The sequence below is a fragment of the Massilia agrisoli genome (assembly GCF_020831365.1).
GTDB lineage: Bacteria > Pseudomonadota > Gammaproteobacteria > Burkholderiales > Burkholderiaceae_D > Telluria_A > Telluria_A agrisoli.
The window spans coordinates 90,249-106,963 of the sequence record NZ_JAJHPV010000014.1; the positions used below are offsets into that span (position 1 = coordinate 90,249).

General features: G+C 62.3%; 17 protein-coding genes and 2 tRNA genes. 6 read left to right on the plus strand and 13 right to left on the minus strand.

The annotated features are described in order from the left end of the window. Window positions 1-5 precede the first annotated feature (5 nt). Window positions 6-863, plus strand: a complete 858-nt coding sequence (tssA, locus tag LMJ30_RS14750; RefSeq protein WP_229433102.1) for a type VI secretion system protein TssA — start codon at window positions 6-8, stop codon at window positions 861-863. Here the strand turns inward: tssA and LMJ30_RS14755 are convergent. From LMJ30_RS14755 to LMJ30_RS14775, 5 genes are all read right to left on the minus strand, one after another. Then, entirely contained in the window at window positions 860-1,741 is an 882-nt protein-coding gene (locus tag LMJ30_RS14755) for a bile acid:sodium symporter family protein (RefSeq protein WP_229433103.1), read from the minus strand. The genes tssA and LMJ30_RS14755 overlap by 4 nt on opposite strands. A 101-nt stretch (window positions 1,742-1,842) precedes the next feature. Next, window positions 1,843-2,394 (minus strand): phasin family protein, encoded by a 552-nt coding sequence (locus LMJ30_RS14760; RefSeq protein ID WP_229433104.1) that lies wholly within the window; start codon window positions 2,392-2,394, stop codon window positions 1,843-1,845. A 68-nt stretch (window positions 2,395-2,462) separates the two neighbouring features. Continuing rightward, a complete protein-coding gene (locus LMJ30_RS14765; protein WP_229433105.1) occupies window positions 2,463-2,669 on the minus strand; it encodes a hypothetical protein in 207 nt (68 codons plus the stop codon). A gap of 152 nt (window positions 2,670-2,821) precedes the next feature. After that, window positions 2,822-2,906 (minus strand) — tRNA-Leu (locus tag LMJ30_RS14770). A 106-nt stretch (window positions 2,907-3,012) separates the two neighbouring features. Continuing rightward, window positions 3,013-3,097, minus strand: a tRNA-Leu gene (locus LMJ30_RS14775). Window positions 3,098-3,442: 345 nt separating this feature from the next. Here LMJ30_RS14775 and rnr point away from each other — a divergent pair. The 4 genes from rnr (at window position 3,443) to LMJ30_RS14795 (ending at window position 8,239) form a co-directional block, all read left to right on the plus strand. Beyond that, window positions 3,443-5,917, plus strand: a complete 2,475-nt coding sequence (rnr, locus tag LMJ30_RS14780; RefSeq protein ID WP_229433106.1) for a ribonuclease R — start codon at window positions 3,443-3,445, stop codon at window positions 5,915-5,917. 6 nt (window positions 5,918-5,923) lie between these two features. After that, window positions 5,924-6,667, plus strand: a complete 744-nt coding sequence (gene rlmB, locus LMJ30_RS14785; protein WP_229433107.1) for a 23S rRNA (guanosine(2251)-2'-O)-methyltransferase RlmB — start codon at window positions 5,924-5,926, stop codon at window positions 6,665-6,667. Between the two features lie 142 nt (window positions 6,668-6,809). Next, window positions 6,810-7,547: a serine O-acetyltransferase gene (gene cysE / locus LMJ30_RS14790; RefSeq protein WP_229433108.1), complete on the plus strand. Its 738-nt coding sequence runs from the start codon at window positions 6,810-6,812 to the stop codon at window positions 7,545-7,547. A gap of 8 nt (window positions 7,548-7,555) precedes the next feature. Beyond that, window positions 7,556-8,239, plus strand: coding sequence for a YceH family protein (locus tag LMJ30_RS14795; RefSeq protein ID WP_229433109.1), 684 nt, complete (start codon window positions 7,556-7,558; stop codon window positions 8,237-8,239). 137 nt (window positions 8,240-8,376) lie between these two features. On the opposite strand, the gene LMJ30_RS14800 is transcribed toward LMJ30_RS14795, so the two are convergent. The 4 genes from LMJ30_RS14800 to LMJ30_RS14815 form a co-directional block, all read right to left on the minus strand. Then, window positions 8,377-9,348, minus strand: coding sequence for a hypothetical protein (locus tag LMJ30_RS14800; RefSeq protein ID WP_229433110.1), 972 nt, complete (start codon window positions 9,346-9,348; stop codon window positions 8,377-8,379). Continuing rightward, window positions 9,345-10,202: an ABC transporter ATP-binding protein gene (locus tag LMJ30_RS14805; protein ID WP_229433111.1), complete on the minus strand. Its 858-nt coding sequence runs from the start codon at window positions 10,200-10,202 to the stop codon at window positions 9,345-9,347. Before LMJ30_RS14805 ends, LMJ30_RS14800 begins: the two co-directional genes overlap by 4 nt. Next, on the minus strand, window positions 10,199-10,567 hold the full coding sequence (locus LMJ30_RS14810) for a GntR family transcriptional regulator (protein ID WP_229433112.1): 369 nt from the start codon (window positions 10,565-10,567) through the stop codon (window positions 10,199-10,201). The genes LMJ30_RS14805 and LMJ30_RS14810 overlap by 4 nt, the downstream gene beginning before the upstream one ends. Window positions 10,568-10,809: 242 nt before the next feature. Next, window positions 10,810-11,859 (minus strand): ABC transporter ATP-binding protein, encoded by a 1,050-nt coding sequence (locus LMJ30_RS14815; protein WP_229433113.1) that lies wholly within the window; start codon window positions 11,857-11,859, stop codon window positions 10,810-10,812. A 91-nt stretch (window positions 11,860-11,950) separates the two neighbouring features. Between LMJ30_RS14815 and LMJ30_RS14820 the strand changes: the two genes are divergently transcribed. Next, a complete protein-coding gene (locus tag LMJ30_RS14820) occupies window positions 11,951-13,585 on the plus strand; it encodes an ABC transporter permease (RefSeq protein WP_229433114.1) in 1,635 nt (544 codons plus the stop codon). Between the two features lie 61 nt (window positions 13,586-13,646). On the opposite strand, the gene LMJ30_RS14825 is transcribed toward LMJ30_RS14820, so the two are convergent. The 4 genes from LMJ30_RS14825 to LMJ30_RS14840 all read right to left on the minus strand — a co-directional run bounded on the left by LMJ30_RS14825 (window position 13,647) and on the right by LMJ30_RS14840 (window position 16,674). Then, on the minus strand, window positions 13,647-14,660 hold the full coding sequence (locus LMJ30_RS14825; RefSeq protein WP_229433426.1) for a Fe(3+) ABC transporter substrate-binding protein: 1,014 nt from the start codon (window positions 14,658-14,660) through the stop codon (window positions 13,647-13,649). 79 nt (window positions 14,661-14,739) lie between these two features. After that, window positions 14,740-15,498 carry a UDP-2,3-diacylglucosamine diphosphatase gene (locus LMJ30_RS14830; protein WP_371873021.1) on the minus strand — a complete coding sequence of 253 codons (759 nt, stop codon included), beginning with the start codon at window positions 15,496-15,498 and terminating at the stop codon, window positions 14,740-14,742. Window positions 15,499-15,533: 35 nt separating this feature from the next. Next, window positions 15,534-16,022 carry a peptidylprolyl isomerase gene (locus LMJ30_RS14835; RefSeq protein ID WP_229433116.1) on the minus strand — a complete coding sequence of 163 codons (489 nt, stop codon included), beginning with the start codon at window positions 16,020-16,022 and terminating at the stop codon, window positions 15,534-15,536. Between the two features lie 52 nt (window positions 16,023-16,074). Further along, entirely contained in the window at window positions 16,075-16,674 is a 600-nt protein-coding gene (locus LMJ30_RS14840; protein WP_307729345.1) for a peptidylprolyl isomerase, read from the minus strand. Window positions 16,675-16,715: the final 41 nt, after the last annotated feature.

The window sequence follows — 16,715 nt, forward strand, 5'->3', positions numbered from 1 at the left end:
AAGCCATGCTCAATATCGAGCAGCTGCTCGCGCCGATCAGCGACGAGTCGCCATGCGGCGAGGACATCGCATTCTCGCCCGAGGTCGATGCGGTGTCGAAGGCGCGGCAGGCCGATGACCCGACCTTGGAGCAGGGTGCCTGGGTCACCAGCCTGAAAGAAGCCGACTGGAAGTTTGTGGCGGCGCGCTGCGCCCAGCTGATCGAGAAAAGCAGCAAGGACTTGCGGCTGGCGGTGTGGCTGGCCGAGGCGTCAGCCAGGACGTCGTCGTTCCAGGGACTGGGCGACAGCCTGATGCTGGTGGCGGCGCTGTGCGAACGCTATTGGCACCATTTGCATCCGTTGCCGGACGAGGGCTCCTTCGAGCAGCGTATCGGTAACCTGTGCTGGATTGCCGCGCGCCTGCCGCAGCTGGTGAAGGACATGCCGGACCCGGACGCGGCTTCAGTCGCGCACTGTGCCGAGGCGGTCGGCCGGCTGGAAAAGGTCGTGGACGAGCGCCTCGGCGCCGATGGCCCCGGCTTTTCGGCAGCCCGGTCAGCGCTCGACAGCGTCATTCATTCTTTAGGGCCGTCAGCCGGTGTGGCAGGGCAGGCCTCCGACAGGACAATGGCGATGGCGCCGGCCACGCATGAAAGCCAGCTCGGACAAGGCCCGCTTCACACCCGCGCCCACGCCATCGCGCAGCTGCGGCAGGTGGCCGAGTACTTCCGCCGCACCGAACCGCACAGCCCCGTGGCCTACCTGGCGGACAAGGCGGCGGCGTGGGGCGAGCAGCCGCTCCATGTATGGCTACGCGGCGTCATCAAGGACGAATCCGCGTTTGCCCACATCGAGGAACTGCTCGGGTTACAAAGGAATTAAGCAGGCGCCCCAACCACGGCGCGCTTCCTGCCCAGAACAAGGAAGCCGAACGCGGTCGCCAGCACATACATGCTGACCGAGTAAATCGCAGCCGGCAGCATCAGCTGGAAGTCGCCCAGCACCGACAGCGCCACGAAAATCGCCAGCGTGGAATTATGGATGCCGATCTCATAGCCGATCGCGATGGCATTCGGCTTGTCGAGGCCCATCAGGCGCGGCACGTAGTAACCCATGCCCAGGCTGATGGCGTTGAACGCTACCACTGCCAGTCCGATCGAGGCGAATGATGTCGTCATCGCGGTCCATTCCTTGGCGATGGCAATGATCGCCAGCGCGGCCAGGACCACCATCGAAAAACGCTTCATCGGCGCATCCATGCGCGCGGCGAATGCGGGCGCGCGGCTCTTGACGAACATGCCGACGGCGACCGGCACCAGCACGATGCCGATTACTTCGATCACCTTACCGGTCTGCATCGGCACCACCTGGCCAGATTTGGCAAAGGTCTCGATGGCGAAGTTCGCGATCAGTGGCAGGCTGACGATGGAGAGCAGGGTATTGATGGCAGTGAGCGAGATATTCATCGCCACGTTGCCGCCGAACAGATGACTGAACAGGTTGGCCGATACGCCGCCCGGCGAGGCGGCCAGCAGCATCAGGCCGACCGCGAACACCGGCGCCACGCCCAGCCCCACGATCAGGCCGTAGCAGATCGCCGGTAGCACCACCGCCTGCAGCACCAAGGCCAGGATTACGGCTTTAGGGTGGCCAAGCAGCCGGCGGAAGTCGCCAATGGTGAGCGACAGCCCGAGGCCGAACATGATCAGGGCGAGGGCGCCGATCAGCAGCGTCGGTAGCAGCGTAATGAAATTGCTCATGCAGTCTCCTTGTTGTTGTTTTATGTGCCCGCATGCGACAACGCGGACCGTCCCGAAGGGCGGCCCGCGTTTTCATTCGCTGCGGGGATGGCAGGGTGCTGTTATGCCTGCTTGTCTGTCTTTGCGGCGTTCACTTGCGCGGTGGCCTTGGCGATTTCCTGTTCCACGGTTTTCACCGCTTCGCGCGTCGCTTTGGTGACTTCCTCGTAGCCCTTGAAGGCATTGTCGATGGCGGCCTTGATGACGTCGACCGCATTTTCGGACCCGGGCTTGACGTTCTTGGTGACGTCGTAGATCAGCGCCGACAGGGTGTTCTTCGCTTCGGCCATGTGATGGTCGGCCGCCTCGGTGAACTCCTTGTGGATGTCGTCGATGATGACCTTCAGCTGTTCGCCGTAGGCGACCGCGCCGCCGACGGCCGGCTGGACCTGCGAAGCGGCTGCATCCATTGCCGCTTTCGGGTCTTTGGCTTCGCTGATTTCCTTACCGGCAGCCATGGAACCCTGGACCGAGTTCTTTGCGGTAGCCATGTTGAGCGCGAGGACCTGCTCCACGCCATCGACCGCCTTGCTGGTCAGCGCGTTAAAAGTGGTCATCTGGAGTTCGAAAAGCGTCTTGGTGGCGGATGCAAATTGTTCGGGATTCGTAAACATTAACTTCTCCTCGGTTGATTGATGCGGCGGGACGACGACTTTCTGTTTTCTCCAATACGTTTTTTCTATTATTTACCGGCGATTAACTTTGTGCAATGGCTGTCACGATAAGGACCGGTGGCTTTCTCCCAGCCCGGGCCAAGCGGGGTCTGCGAGCAAACCAGTTTGCCGTCGAGCTTGCTGCGCCACTGGAACCATGGCGCCGGCGCAGCCAGTGCGGCCGCAGCCAGGCTGGCGGTCAGCAAGGCAAGACAAGTGCGAATGAGGGGTTTCATGTTGCTGAGCATAGCCTGTCTGTGATTCAAGTCAAGCGTACGGCACAAGGCGGTTCATGCGGATTGGACGGCGCAACGCAAAACGCCGTAATCCTTTTACAAAGATTACGGCGTTTTGCGGCATACAAATTCGGAATATACATCCGGTAGAGTGGTGCCCACGGAGGGACTCGAACCCCCACACCTTGCGGCACATGGACCTGAACCATGCGCGTCTACCAATTCCGCCACGTGGGCACTGATACTACGACATCAACAACAGCATTATTTATCGCCAAACTAAAACGCCGTAATCCGATGATCACGGCGCAAGAGCAAGACTACGGAAATACATCCGGTAGAGTGGTGCCCACGGAGGGACTCGAACCCCCACACCTTGCGGCACATGGACCTGAACCATGCGCGTCTACCAATTCCGCCACGTGGGCACTGCTGCTGCTTTGCTACATCCGGCGTTGCCGCCGACTTGTGCTATCATACTAGGCTTTGCAGTTTTGCGCCAGATTAACTTTCGTTATCGCCGCGCTGCTACCGCCTGATACTCCTGCTGCTCTTCGCTTGCAACGTTACCGTCGCCGCGAAAGACCAAAATTATAGGCGGAACAATTTGAAATGTCAAAGCTCTCGCCACGGTATTTTTCGAGCACGCTTCGTTAGGCGAATCCTGCGGCCTTCCGTTACACTACGCATATCACCGTGTCAATATATTCACTGTGTCGGCAACCACTGCGCATGCTGCGCCGCTGCCGCCAAAAATAATTACAGAAAACGATTTGAACCAACCTACACATACCATTCCTAGCCGCGAGGAAATTCTCGGCATTTTCCGTTCCGCAGTTGCCGCGCTCGACGTCGATTCGATCGCCAGCATGCTCAAGGTAAAGTCGTCCGCACTGGGCGTGCTTTCGCGCCGCCTCAACGCAATGGAACGCGACGGCCAGATCCGCTCTTCAGAAGACGGCACTTATGTGCTGGCAGACCAGTCCGGCTTCATCAGCGGCAAGGTCAGCGCGCACCGCGACGGTTACGGTTTCGTGATCCCGGATGCCCCGGGCGAAGACCTGTTCCTGAGCGACAAAGAAATGCAGAAGGTCCTGCACGGCGACCGCGTACTCGCGAAAGTCACCGGCACTGACCGCCGCGGCCGCCTTGAAGGCACCATCGTCGAAGTCGTCACCCGCGCCAACACCCACGTCATCGGCCGCCTGCTCAAGGAGAACGATGCCTGGGTCGTCGCGCCGGAAGACAAGCGCATCGGCCAGGACATCCTGGTATCGGGCTCGACTGGCAAGGCCAAGGCAGGGCAGGTCGTCAGCGTCGAATTGCTGGAACAGCCGGCCCGCTTCAAGCAGCCGGTCGGCAAAATCGTTGAAGTGCTGGGTGAGCTTGACGACCCCGGCATGGAAATCGAAATCGCCGTGCGCAAGTTCGGCGTGCCGCACATCTTCTCGGCCGCCGCGCTGAAGTCCGCCAACAAGCTGCCATCCGAAGTGCGCGACGCCGACCTGGCCGACCGTGTCGACCTGCGCGACGTGCCGATGGTGACCATCGACGGCGAAGACGCGCGCGACTTCGACGATGCGGTCTACTGCGAGCCGGTCCAGCTGGGCAAAGACAACGGCTTCCGCCTGATCGTCGCGATTGCCGACGTCAGCCACTACGTCAAGCCGAACGATGCACTCGATGCCGATGCGCTTGAGCGCAGCACCTCGGTGTACTTCCCGCGCCGCGTGATCCCGATGCTGCCCGAGAAGCTGTCGAACGGCCTGTGCTCGCTGAACCCTGCGGTCGACCGCCTGACGCTCGTGTGCGACGCGGTCATTTCGAGCCAGGGCGAGATCCAGGCTTACCAGTTCTACCCGGCGGTCATTCACTCGGCTGCACGCCTGACGTACAACGAAGTCGCGGACATCCTCGGCAATACCGCTGGCCCCGAGGCGGCGCGCCGTCCGGCCATCGTGCCGCACCTGCTGAACCTGAACGACGTGTTCCACGCGCTGCTCAAGGCACGTACCGCACGCGGCGCGATCGATTTCGAGACCACAGAAACCTACATCGTCTGCAACTCGCTGGGCAAGATCGAAAAGATCATCCCGCGCACCCGCAACGATGCGCACCGCCTGATCGAAGAATGCATGCTGGCGGCGAACGTCTGCGCGGCGGACCTGCTGGAACGCCACAAGCATCCGGGCACCTACCGCATCCACGCGTCGCCGACCAAAGAGAAGCTGACCCAGGTCCGCACCTTCCTCAAGCAGGTTGGCCTGAACCTGAATGGCGGCGACAAGCCGACCGCGAACGACTACGCCGAACTGATGAAGCAGGTGAAGGAGCGCCCGGACGCGCCGCTGCTGCAAACCATGCTGCTGCGCTCGATGCAGCAGGCGGTCTACAGCCCCGACAACATCGGCCATTTCGGCCTGGCGTACGAGGCTTACGCCCACTTCACCAGCCCGATCCGCCGCTACCCGGACTTGCTGACGCACCGCGCCATCAAGGCCATTTTGCTCGGCAAGAAGTACGAGCCGAAAGGCATCGACCTGGCCGGCCTGAACACCACCGTATCGAACGCCACGCGCAAGCAGCAGGCCAAGGACAAGGCGGCCGGCACGCAGAAGCAGGAAAAAGACCTGACCATCTGGGACGCCCTTGGCGTGCACTGCTCGGCCAACGAACGCCGCGCCGACGAAGCCTCGCGCGATGTCGAAGCATGGCTCAAGTGCTTCTTCATCAAGGACAAGCTGGGCGAGGAATTCACCGGCGTCGTCTCGGGCGTGACCACCTTCGGCATCTTCGTGCAGCTCGATGCGCTGTACGTTGAAGGGCTGGTGCACATCACCGAACTCGGTGGCGACTACTTCCAGTACGACGAAGCGCGCCATGAGCTGCGCGGTGAACGCACCGGCAAGCGCTTCCAGTTGACCGACCGCGTCACCGTGCAGGTCTCGCGCGTTGACCTTGAGGCTCGCAAGATCGACCTGGTGCTCGCAGGTTCGAGCGCCACTGCCGACACGGGGGTGGGCAAGCCGAAGAGCGCCGCGCACAAGGCGCTTGACGCCAAGCCGGCCAAGTCGCGCAAGCAGGGCGGCGATAATTCGTCGCGCTACCAGCTCGTTGAAGCAGAAGAACCAGAACAGGCGCCAGCCAAGCCAAAGAAGCGCGCGAAAGCAGCAGCGCCGGCGGCAAAGAAGGCAGCAGAGCGTCCAGCAAAAAAAGCAGCATCCAAAACTAGCAATAAGAAGCGATAACAAGAAATGAAAAACAAAATGATTTTCGGGTTCCATGCGGTGACCTCGCGTTTGCGTCACGAGGCTTCATCGGTGGAAGAGATCTTTGTCGATGCGGGCCGCAATGACCGCCGCATGCACGACCTGATCGCCGGCGCCAAGGCGGCCGGCGTGCGCGTGATGCCGGTTGATTCGGCACGCCTCGACAAGATCGTCGGAACCCGCCGCCACCAGGGCGTGATCGCGTTCGCCAGCCAGCTGGCGCTCGCGCGCAACCTGGACGAACTGCTCGATGCCATCGAAGGTCCGCCGCTGCTGCTGATCCTCGACGGCATCACCGACCCGCACAACCTGGGCGCCTGCCTGCGCGTTGCCGACGGCGTCGGCGCGCACGCGGTGATCGTGCCGAAAGACCGCGCGGTCGGACTGAACGCCACCGCGGCCAAAGTCGCCAGCGGCGCTGCCGAAACCGTGCCTTACATCACCGTTACCAACCTCGCGCGCACCATGCGTGAGCTGAAAGAGCGCGACATCTTGCTGATCGGCACGTCCGACGATGCGGACCGCGGCCTGTACGAAGCCGACTTCACCGGCCCTGCGGCGCTGGTGATGGGTTCGGAAGGCGAGGGCATGCGCCGCCTGACCCGCGAGACCTGCGACGTTCTCGTCAGCATCCCGATGTTCGGCTCGGTCGAGAGCCTGAACGTGTCTGTCGCTTCGGGCGTCTGCCTGTACGAGGCACGCCGCCAGCGGATGGGCAAAGAAGGCTAGGCAATCGCGCCGCGCCCGCTGCCCTGAGCGTCATTCCCGCCTGCGCGGGAGTGACGGGGCGGCCATTCTTGACCCCTCGTAAGCAAGCATGGAGCGAATGCGCTACCATGATTGCATCGCAACATTTTCTGTCCTTCCTCCTATGTTTTCCAAGCTCCGCGACGATATCAAGAGCATCATTGAACGTGACCCTGCCGCCCGCAACGCATGGGAAGTGATCACTTGTTATCCGGGCTTCCAGGCCATCATGATGCACGGCTGGGCACACGCTTTCTGGCGCGCCAACCTCAAGTGGCTGGGCCGTTTCACGTCCTACCTGGCGCGGATCATCACCGGCATTGAGATCCACCCCGGCGCCACTATCGGCCGCCGCGTCTTCATCGACCATGGCTTCGGCGTGGTGATCGGCGAGACCGCAGTCATCGGCGACGACTGCACCATCTACCAGGGCGTCACGCTGGGCGGCACCTCGCTGCACAGCGGAACCAAGCGCCACCCGACGCTTGAGCGCGGCGTGATCATTGGCGCCGGCGCCAAGGTGCTGGGCGCGTTCACCGTCGGCGAATACGCCAAGGTCGGGTCGAACGCGGTGGTCATCAAGCCGGTGCCGCCAGGCGCGACCGCGGTGGGCAATCCGGCACACATCGTGCGCAAGGACGACAACGTGCGCAGCGCCCACATGTTCTCGGCCTACGGCGTCACGCCGAATGGCGACGACCCGCTGTCCAAGGCCTTGCACGGCCTGATCAACCACGCCGCACGCCAGGACGACCTGATGGAACGCATGATGGCGACCCTGAAGGCGGCCGGGATCGCCTGCCCACAGATGCCCGAGTGTGATAAATTGGATTCGGCAGAGTTGAACAAACTGGTCGAATAAGGACATCGATGACTACTGAAGAATCAACTGGCGGCGCGGACAGCGCCGCCGAGCTGGATCCGTTCGAGATCCGCGTCCTGGCGGTACTCGCCGAAAAAGAAGCCCTCACGCCTGACAACTACCCGATGTCGCTCAATGCGCTGACCAACGGCTGCAACCAGCTGTCCAGCCGCGACCCGGTGATGCACTTGTCGGAAGAGACGGTGGCCGAAGTGCTGCAGCGGCTCATGCAGCGCAAGTACGTCAACGGCATCACCCAGGCCGGTGCGCGCGTGACCAAGTATGAGCACCGCATGCGCATCAAGTGGACGCTGGAGCAGGACAAGCTTGCCGTGCTGACGATCCTGATGCTGCGCGGGCCGCAAACGGCGGGCGAAATCCGAACCCGCAGCGGCCGTATCCACGAATTCAAATCTGTGGCGGAAGTCGAATCGGCGCTGCAGTTCCTGATCGATAAATACCCGCCGGTCGTCGCGCGCCTCGCGCTGGCGCCTGGAACCAAGGAGCCGCGCTATGGCCAGCTGCTCGGTGGGGAAGCTGCGCTTGCGCGGGAGGAGTCGGCGTTCGGCTCGATCTCGGCGCCCGCATCGGGAGGCCGGACCGCGCAGCTTGAGCAGGAAGTGGCCGCCTTGCGCAGCGAGGTGGACGAGTTGAAGGCACAGTTCGAAAACTTCAAACGCCAGTTCGAATAAAAAAACCTGTACAACGTCGTTCCCGCGTAAGCGGGAACCCATAGCTCGGACGACCAGTCAGGAAGCGACTCAAGCCACCAGGCCGGCCTGGTATGGGTTCCCGCATACGCGGGAACGACGCGTTTTTGGCAGACGGCTTAGCCTTCGTCCTTCCAGCGGCGCAGGCGCATCGCTGCGAAGATCATCAAGCCACCTACGAGGACGCCGATCCAGACGCTCGGTGCGGCCAGCGTCGTCCACGACTGCGCAAAGACGTTACCGAAGCTCATCGTGCGGCCAGCGGTCAGCAGCTCAGGCTGAACCTGTTCGAAGCCGAACCATGCGCCAGGCAGCAGGCCAAGCAGGCCGCGGGCGACCACGTTCTGGATGAACCAGTCGGCATTCATCCCCGTGCCAAGCAGCTTCTCAGCCCATTTGACGATGATGATCGCGATGACCGGCGTACCGACCGCCCACAGGAAAACCTTCGATTTCGCCCAGGCCGACACCATCAGCAGCCAGCCGACTGTCGGCAGCGCCCACAGCGCATACACCGGCAGCATCCCGAGCACCTGCAGCGGCGCCAGGTAGACCTGCGGGGAAGACAAGACCGCACCGAACAGGTTGATGCCGTTGAAGCCCATCGCAGCGCAGGTGATCAGCAGGATCAGTACCGACGCGAAGCTGGCGACGCCAATCGTGATCAGCGGGGCGACGATCAGGGCGGTCGCGACCTTCGACAGCACGGTCTGCTGGTCCGACACCGGCAGCGATTTCCAGAACAGGATGCTGCGGTCGCGGCGTTCCTCGAACATCGCGCTCAGGCAGTAGAAGAAGACCACCACACTCAGCATGATGTAGAGCGGCGCGGCTGCGGCCATGTACCCGGTCGACATCGCGTTGACAAACATCTCCTGGTCCTGCGGCGACAAGCTGTTGAACGCCATCGTCATGTTGGCCTCGCGGCCGTTGATGGTGATCTCGCCGCCAAACTTGCCCATGCTGATGGCGTACATGATGGTGCCCCCGATGAACAGCACGATCGCGCCGGCGACCACGATCGGCGCCCAGAAGATCGCGCCTTTATGTTCCCAGAACTCGCGCTGGACCAGCCATTTCATCGTTTTCATGCGTAGCTTCCTTTCATGGTCGCTACGAACAGGTCGGCGACGCTTGGGTTACGGGTTTCACCGAGGGCGGCGAGCTGCTGGCGCGGCACGCCGTCGAACAGCATCACCGACTTGCCGAACACGGTGCGCTGGTCGATCGGCTGCAGCGCGTTGGCCGCATTGAGCTTGTCGCCGGGGACCATCACTTCGGTATAGCGCTCGCCAACTTCGTCCATCGACGCTGCCAGCACGATCTTCCCTTCGCGGATGAACATCAGGTCGGTCAGGATGTGCTCGACTTCTTCCACCTGGTGCGTCGTGATGACGATCGTCTTGTGCTCGTCGAAGTAATCTTCCAGCAGGTTCTGGTAGAACTGCTTGCGGTACATGATGTCCAGGCCCAGGGTCGGCTCATCGAGCACCAGCAGCTTGGCGTCGATCGCCATCACCAGCGCCAGGTGCAGCTGGACGATCATCCCTTTCGACATGGATTTGACCTTCATGTCGGGCGTCAGCTTGGTGGCGGCGATGTAGCGTTCGGCCTTCTCGCGGTTGAAGCGCGGGTGCACGCCTTCCACAAAGTCGATCGCTTCGCGCACTCGCAGCCACTTCGGCAGGATCGCCACGTCGGCGATGAAGCACACGTCCTGCATCAGTTCATCGCGCTGGGTGCGCGGGTCGAGGCCGAGGACCGACAGCTGGCCTTCGAACGGCACCAGGCCCAGCGCCGCCTTCAGGGTGGTGGTTTTGCCTGAGCCGTTAGGGCCGATCAGGCCGACGATGCGGCCGGCTGGAATGTCGAAGCTGATGTCATCGACCGCCACCCGCTTGCCGTAGCGCTTGGTCATGCCGCGCGCCGACATCACGGCAGTCATGCCGCACCTCCCGGCGCTGTTGGCAGCAGCAACTGCTCCAGGTTCAGGCCAAGGCGGCGGATGCGCTCGACCATGGCTGGCCATTCTTCGCTCAGGAAGCGTTCACGCTCGCTGGCGAGCAGTTTTTCACTTGCACCTTCGGTAACGTACATGCCAATTCCCCTTCTTTTTTCTACTAGGTTATCGTCCACCAGTTCCTGGTATGCCTTCGAAACGGTGATTGGGTTGAGCTGGTATTCCGCGGCGATCTGGCGCACGGAGGGCAGGGCGTCGCCAGCCTTGAGGACGCCGTCAAGCATCATGCCGACGACCCGCTCCTTGAGCTGGCGGTAGATAGGTGTGTTGTCATTCCAGCCGATAGTCATTGCCGACTCTCCTTGGTGGGGTTGCAGCTTGGTGAACCATGATTCCTCCAGTGCTGAGGTGTTGTGATTAAGTGGTGTTGTAGTGAACTATAACACTAGAAAAAAGCTTGTCAACTTATTTTTGAACAGGAGGAATGCGCAAATTCGGCGGATGACGCTTCGCTCTTCCGCCCTACGGTCCACGATCACGTAGGGCGGAAGAGCGCAGCGTCATCCGCCGATTGCTGTCTGTGACCTCGCGACTAGTCCAGCGGCGGCGCAGGGAAGGCGACCACGTGGTCGATGGCGAGGCGGATGCCGATCTGCTCGCCGATGGCGTGGTTATGATGGCTCGGCACCAGCGACAGCAACTGCTCGCCGCTCGGCAGTTTGAGGGTGTACATGAACTCGGCGCCGCGGAAGGCCTTGGCGACCACCTCGGCCTTCTGCTCGCTGGCGTCGTCATGCACCACATCGTCAGGCCGCAGCAGCACCCTGACCATCGCGCCGACTTCGGCCGTGCCGGTATCCGATGGCAGCACCCCAAGTTCAACCTGGATCTTGCCGGGTTCAACGACGGTGCCCGGCAAAAACACGCCTTGGCCGACAAAGTCGGCGACAAAGCGGTTTACCGGCCGGTGATACAGGTTGTACGGCGCGTCCCACTGCTGGATGCGGCCCTCGTACATCACCCCGATCTGGTCGGCCAGGGCAAACGCTTCGTGTTGGTCGTGCGTGACGAGGATGGCCGTGGTGCCCTCGGCCTTCAGGATGTCGCGCACCTCGATCGCCAGGCGCTCGCGCAGGTCGACGTCGAGGTTCGAAAACGGCTCGTCCAGCAGCAGCAAGCGCGGACGCGGCGCCAGCGCGCGCGCCAGCGCCACGCGCTGCTGCTGGCCACCGGACAGTTCGTGCGGGTACTTCTGGTCCTGTCCCGCAAGGCCGACCGTTTCAAGCAGTCCGGCGACGCGCTCGCTCCGCGCCTCTGCGCCCAGCTCGCTCAGTCCGAATCCGACGTTGGCCGCGACGCTCAGGTGCGGGAACAGCGCATAGTCCTGGAAGACCATGCCGATGCAACGCTGCTCGGCCGGCACATGCCTGTCCACACTGCCAATCAGGCTGCCGGCCAGGAAGATCTCGCCCGCGCTGGCATGCTCGAAACCGGCGATGCAGCGCAGTACCGTGGTCTTGCCGCAGCCCGAGGGGCCGAGCAGGCAGCCGATCTGCCCAGGCTCCAGCTGGAACGACAGGTGGTCGACCACCACGTGGGCGCCGTGGGCATATGAGATGTCTTTCAGTTCGAGCAGGGGCATGGCGGGTCCGGTGTTGGCGAGTAATCAATTATAATTCTCATTTTCAGGATTGACCTTGCACACACCTGGGCTTTTCAACATGAAGCGTCACATGCGCCGCGGATTTCCGGCGCTGGTTGTCGCTGCCATGCTCGTTGCCGCGCTGATCGCGGTGCCGATCCTGAGCGTCACCGCCAACCTGCTGCTGGCAGGCGCCGGGGACACGTGGAGCCACCTGGCGTCTACTGTCCTTCCCGATTACATCGTCAATACCCTGATCCTGTGCGCCGGCGTCGGCATCGGCGTGATCGTGGTGGGCGTATCGACCGCCTGGCTGGTCAGCATCCACGATTTTCCGGGGCGCCGCATTTTCGAATGGGCGCTGGTGCTGCCGCTGGCCGTGCCGGCCTACGTGATGGCGTATGCCTACACCGACCTGCTGCAGTTTGTCGGGCCCGTGCAAACATGGCTGCGCGAGACCTTCGAGCTCGTTCCCGGCCAGTACTGGTTCCCCGACATCCGTACCGTTGGCGGCGCCTGCCTGGTGTTCGTGTTCGTGCTTTACCCGTATGTCTACCTGCTGGCGCGCGCCGCCTTCCTTGAGCGTGCAAGCGGCATGCTCGAAGCAGGGCGCTCGCTCGGGCTCGGGCCGTGGGCGAACTTCTTCCGCGTTTCCCTGCCGCTGGCGCGGCCTGCGATTGCGGCCGGCGCCGCGCTGGCGCTGATGGAGACACTGGCCGACTTCGGCGCGGTCACCTATTTCGGCGTGCCGACTTTCACCAGCGGTATCTACCGCGCGTGGTTCTCGCTGGGCGACCGCGTTGCGGCGGCCCAGCTGGCGGCACTGCTGCTCGGGTTTGTGGCGATGGTGCTGTTCTTCGAACGGCTGTCGCGCGGGCGCGCGCGCTTCCATAACACGACTGGACGCAACCGGCCGATGCCGGGCTACCGGCTGCATGGCATGCGGGCGGCAGGCGCCGTGCTTGTGTGCCTGCTGCCGCTTGCGCTCGGATTCCTGATTCCCGGCGGCGCCTTGCTGCATATGGCGCTGTCCGAGGGCGATGCGCAGTTTGGCGAACGCTTCATCCAGCTGTCGCGCAACAGCTTCGTGCTGGCGGCGGTAACCGCATTTGCGGCGGTGGTGGTGGCCGTGCTGCTGGCCTATTCGGCGCGCCTGACCGGCGCCTTGCTGCCGAAGGTGATCAACCGCTTTGTCGGCCTTGGCTATGCGGTGCCGGGATCGGTGATCGCGGTCGGGATTCTGATTCCGGTGACGCGGCTCGATACATGGCTGTCCGGACAGGTGCAGGCCCTGACCGGGTACGCGCCGGGCTTGCTGCTGACCGGCGGCATAGGAGCGCTGGTGTATGCGTATCTGGTGCGTTTCCTGGCGGTGTCGCTGCAGACCGTGGAGACCAGCCTGGCGAAGATCACGCCGACCATGGACGATGCCTCGCGCTCGCTCGGTTTCGGGCACGCGGCCACGCTGCGCAAGATTCACCTGCCGCTGCTGCGCGGGAGCTTGCTGACTGCGGGGCTGCTGGTGTTTGTGGATGTGATGAAGGAGCTGCCGGCCACATTGGTCATGCGGCCGTTTAACTTCGATACGCTGGCCACGCAGGCCTTTACGCTGGCGTCGGACGAGCGCCTGGCGGAGGCGTCGACGGCGGCCCTGGCCATTGTCGGGGTGGGCGTGCTGCCGCTGGTCCTGATGTCGTGGCAGATCGCGCGGAGCAGGAAAACTTAGGGCGGATAAGCGGGGGCGCCGAGCCTCCGCTTATCCGCCCTGGGTAAAACCGCGGCGGTTTTTACTTCCAGCCGGCCCGGTCAAAGATCTTCTGCACCGCGGCCTGGTTCTTCGCCAGCTTGCCGACGTGGATCGTGTCTGCCTTGAACGCGCCCATCGCTTCCAGCCCCGGATTTTTTACCTTCACGTTCGGCACGACCGGCCACTCGTTATTCCCGTCCGCGAAGTAGACCTGCGCCTGGTCCGACGCCAGGTATTCAAGGAACTTGATCGCTGCTTCCTTGTGCGGAGCGTGCTTCAGGATGCCGCCGCCCGACACATTGATATGCGCGCCAGTGCTCTTCTGGTTCGGCCACACGACGCCGAAATTGGCGGCGATCTTTTTATCCTCTGGCTTCTCGGAGCGCAGCATGCGCGCGACGTAGTAGCTGTTGGCCAGCGCCACGCCGCATTCACCGGCAGCGACGGATTTGATCTGGTCGGTGTCGCCGCCCTTCGGCGAGCGCGCGAAGTTGGCCACCAGGCCCTTGGCCCAGGCCTCGGTCTTCTCGGCGCCGATATGTTCAATCAGTGCTGCGCCCAGCGACAGGTTGTATGGATGCGATCCGGACCGCACGCATACCTTGCCCTTTAACTTTGGATTGGCGAGGTCCTCGTAAGTCTGCACATCGGCCGGATTCACCGTGGCCTTGTTGTAGACGATTACCCGCGCACGCGTCGAAAAAGCGATCCAGTCCTCGGTACGCAGGTGTGCTGGGATGCGCGATTCTAGCGCTTTCGATTTCCACGGCGTGAACAGCTGCAGTTCGTCTGCCTTTGCCAGGCGCGCCGCGTCCACCGTGATGAACACATCGGCCGGGCTGTTGGCGCCTTCGGTCTTGATCCGTTCCAGCAGTTCGTTTTCGCCCGCTTCGATGCGGTTGATCTTGATGCCGGTCTGCTTGGTGAAGTTCGAGTACAGCGCTTCGTCAGTCTGGTAGTGACGGGCCGAATAGAGGTTGAGTTCGTTTTGCTGTGCGAAGGCTGCGTTTGCGCTGGCCGCAAAGAGGGCGGCGATGGCGCCGAGTCGGAACATGTTCATGGCTAACCCTGATGGATGAAGTATCGAACCTCAATGATAAATGATAATCATTATCATCGCACGGGGTTTTTGATCAATCCAGGGGCTTGCCGTCCAGTCCGTGACGCCTGATCGCGCCTTCGCTATCGATGGAAATCCAGCCTCCGCGCGGCGGTTCGGCGTCCACTTCCCAGTCCGGCAGCACGAAGCGGCGGCGCTGGCCTTGCTGGTGCAGGGCGGGGCGGTGGGTGTGGCCGTGGATGATGACGTTGCTGCCAGTGCGGTCGAACAAGTCGCTCACGGCATCGGGCGTGACATCCATGATCTCGTACGACTTGGCGCCTTGCGCTTCGCGGCTGCCTTCGCGAAGGCCCGCGATGATGGCTTTGCGCTGCGCCAGCGGCATTGCGAGGAACTGCTGTTGCCACGCCGGCTGCCTTACCTGGGCGCGGAATTCCATGTATTTGGTGTCCGCCGTGCATTCGGCGTCGCCGTGCACGAGCGTGATGCGCTGGCCGCCGATGTCGGTGACATGCGGCTCGGGCAGCAAGGTGAGGCCGGCTGCCTCGGCAAATGCCTGGCCGACCAGGAAGTCGCGGTTGCCCGCTATCCAATACACGGCAACGCCGGCGTCGCTGACGGCGCGCAGGGCGGCAATGATGGATTGATGGAAGGGGGCGTCGAGGTCGTCGTCGCCGGCCCAGTACTCGAACAGATCGCCGAGCAGGTACAGCGATTGCGAGCCCATCGCACGCTCGGCCAAAAAGCGGTGGAACGCTTCGGCGTTGCGAGGGTGCGAGGGCTGCAGGTGCAGGTCTGAAACGAACAGCGCTAGCGTGCGGGGCATTGTCATCGCGACGCTGCCCGATTCAAATGCCCGAACCTCATTTAGATGACTTCTACGCTTTCGATGATGACTGGCTCGACCGGTACGTCCGAGAACATGCCGCTGCGGCTGGTCTTGACCTTCTTGATCTGGTCGACGACTTCCTTGCCTTCGGTAACTTTGCCGAACACGGCGTAGCCCCAGCCGTCCTGGCCTGGATAGTCGAGGAAGCTGTTGTTGGTGACGTTGATGAAGAACTGCGCCGATGCCGAGTGCGGGTCGGAGGTGCGGGCCATTGCCAGCGTGTAGGCTTCGTTCTTCAGGCCGTTCTTGGCTTCGTTCTCGACGGTCTGGTCGGCAGGCTTCTGCTTCATGCCTGGCTCGAAACCGCCGCCCTGGATCATGAAGTTGCCGATAACGCGATGGAAGATCGTGTTGTTGTAGTGGCCCTTCTTGGCGTAGTCGAGGAAGTTGGCAACCGATTTCGGTGCTTTTTCCGCGTCGAGTTCGACAGTAATGTTGCCCATGTTGGTCTTGATCAGTACGGCCATGATGTTTTTCCTGTGAGTTGAATTATTATTCGGTGAATACTGCGCTGAGGCGTTATTTTACAGCCTTGACGACTTTGGCCGATTCGATAACCACCGGAATCACCGGAACGTTCTCGAAGCCTGGCTTGTCGTCGACCAGCACGCCCTTGATCTTGTCGACCACTTCCTGTCCTTTGACGACCTTGCCGAACACGGCATACCCATTGCCGTCCGAGCCCGGATAGTCGAGTCCCGTATTGTCGGCCACGTTGATGAAGAACTGCGAGGTGGCCGAATTTGGACGGTCGCCGCGCGCCATCGCCACCGAATAGGTCACGTTCGACAGGCCGTTCTTCGATTCGAGCGGAATCGCATTGCGGGTGCGCTTGGGCTGCAGCTTGGCGTCGTAGCCGCCGGCCTGGATCATGAAGCCGTCGATCACGCGGTGGAAGATGGTGCCTTTATAGAAGCCGCTTTTGACATAGCCGAGGAAGTTGGCGACCGACTTAGGCGCTTTTTCCTGGTCCAGCTCAATCACGATTTCGCCCATCGTGGTTTTGATCGATACCTGCGGCGCCGGTGCGGCCAGCGCGGCGCCGGCGAGCGTGATACCGGCGCAGAACAAGGCAAGGCGCGACAGCAGTGGCGTGCGGAACATCAGGGTCTTTTGCATTTTGTTTTCCTTCAGTTGAGGTGCGGGCTGCAGCGGCGCGT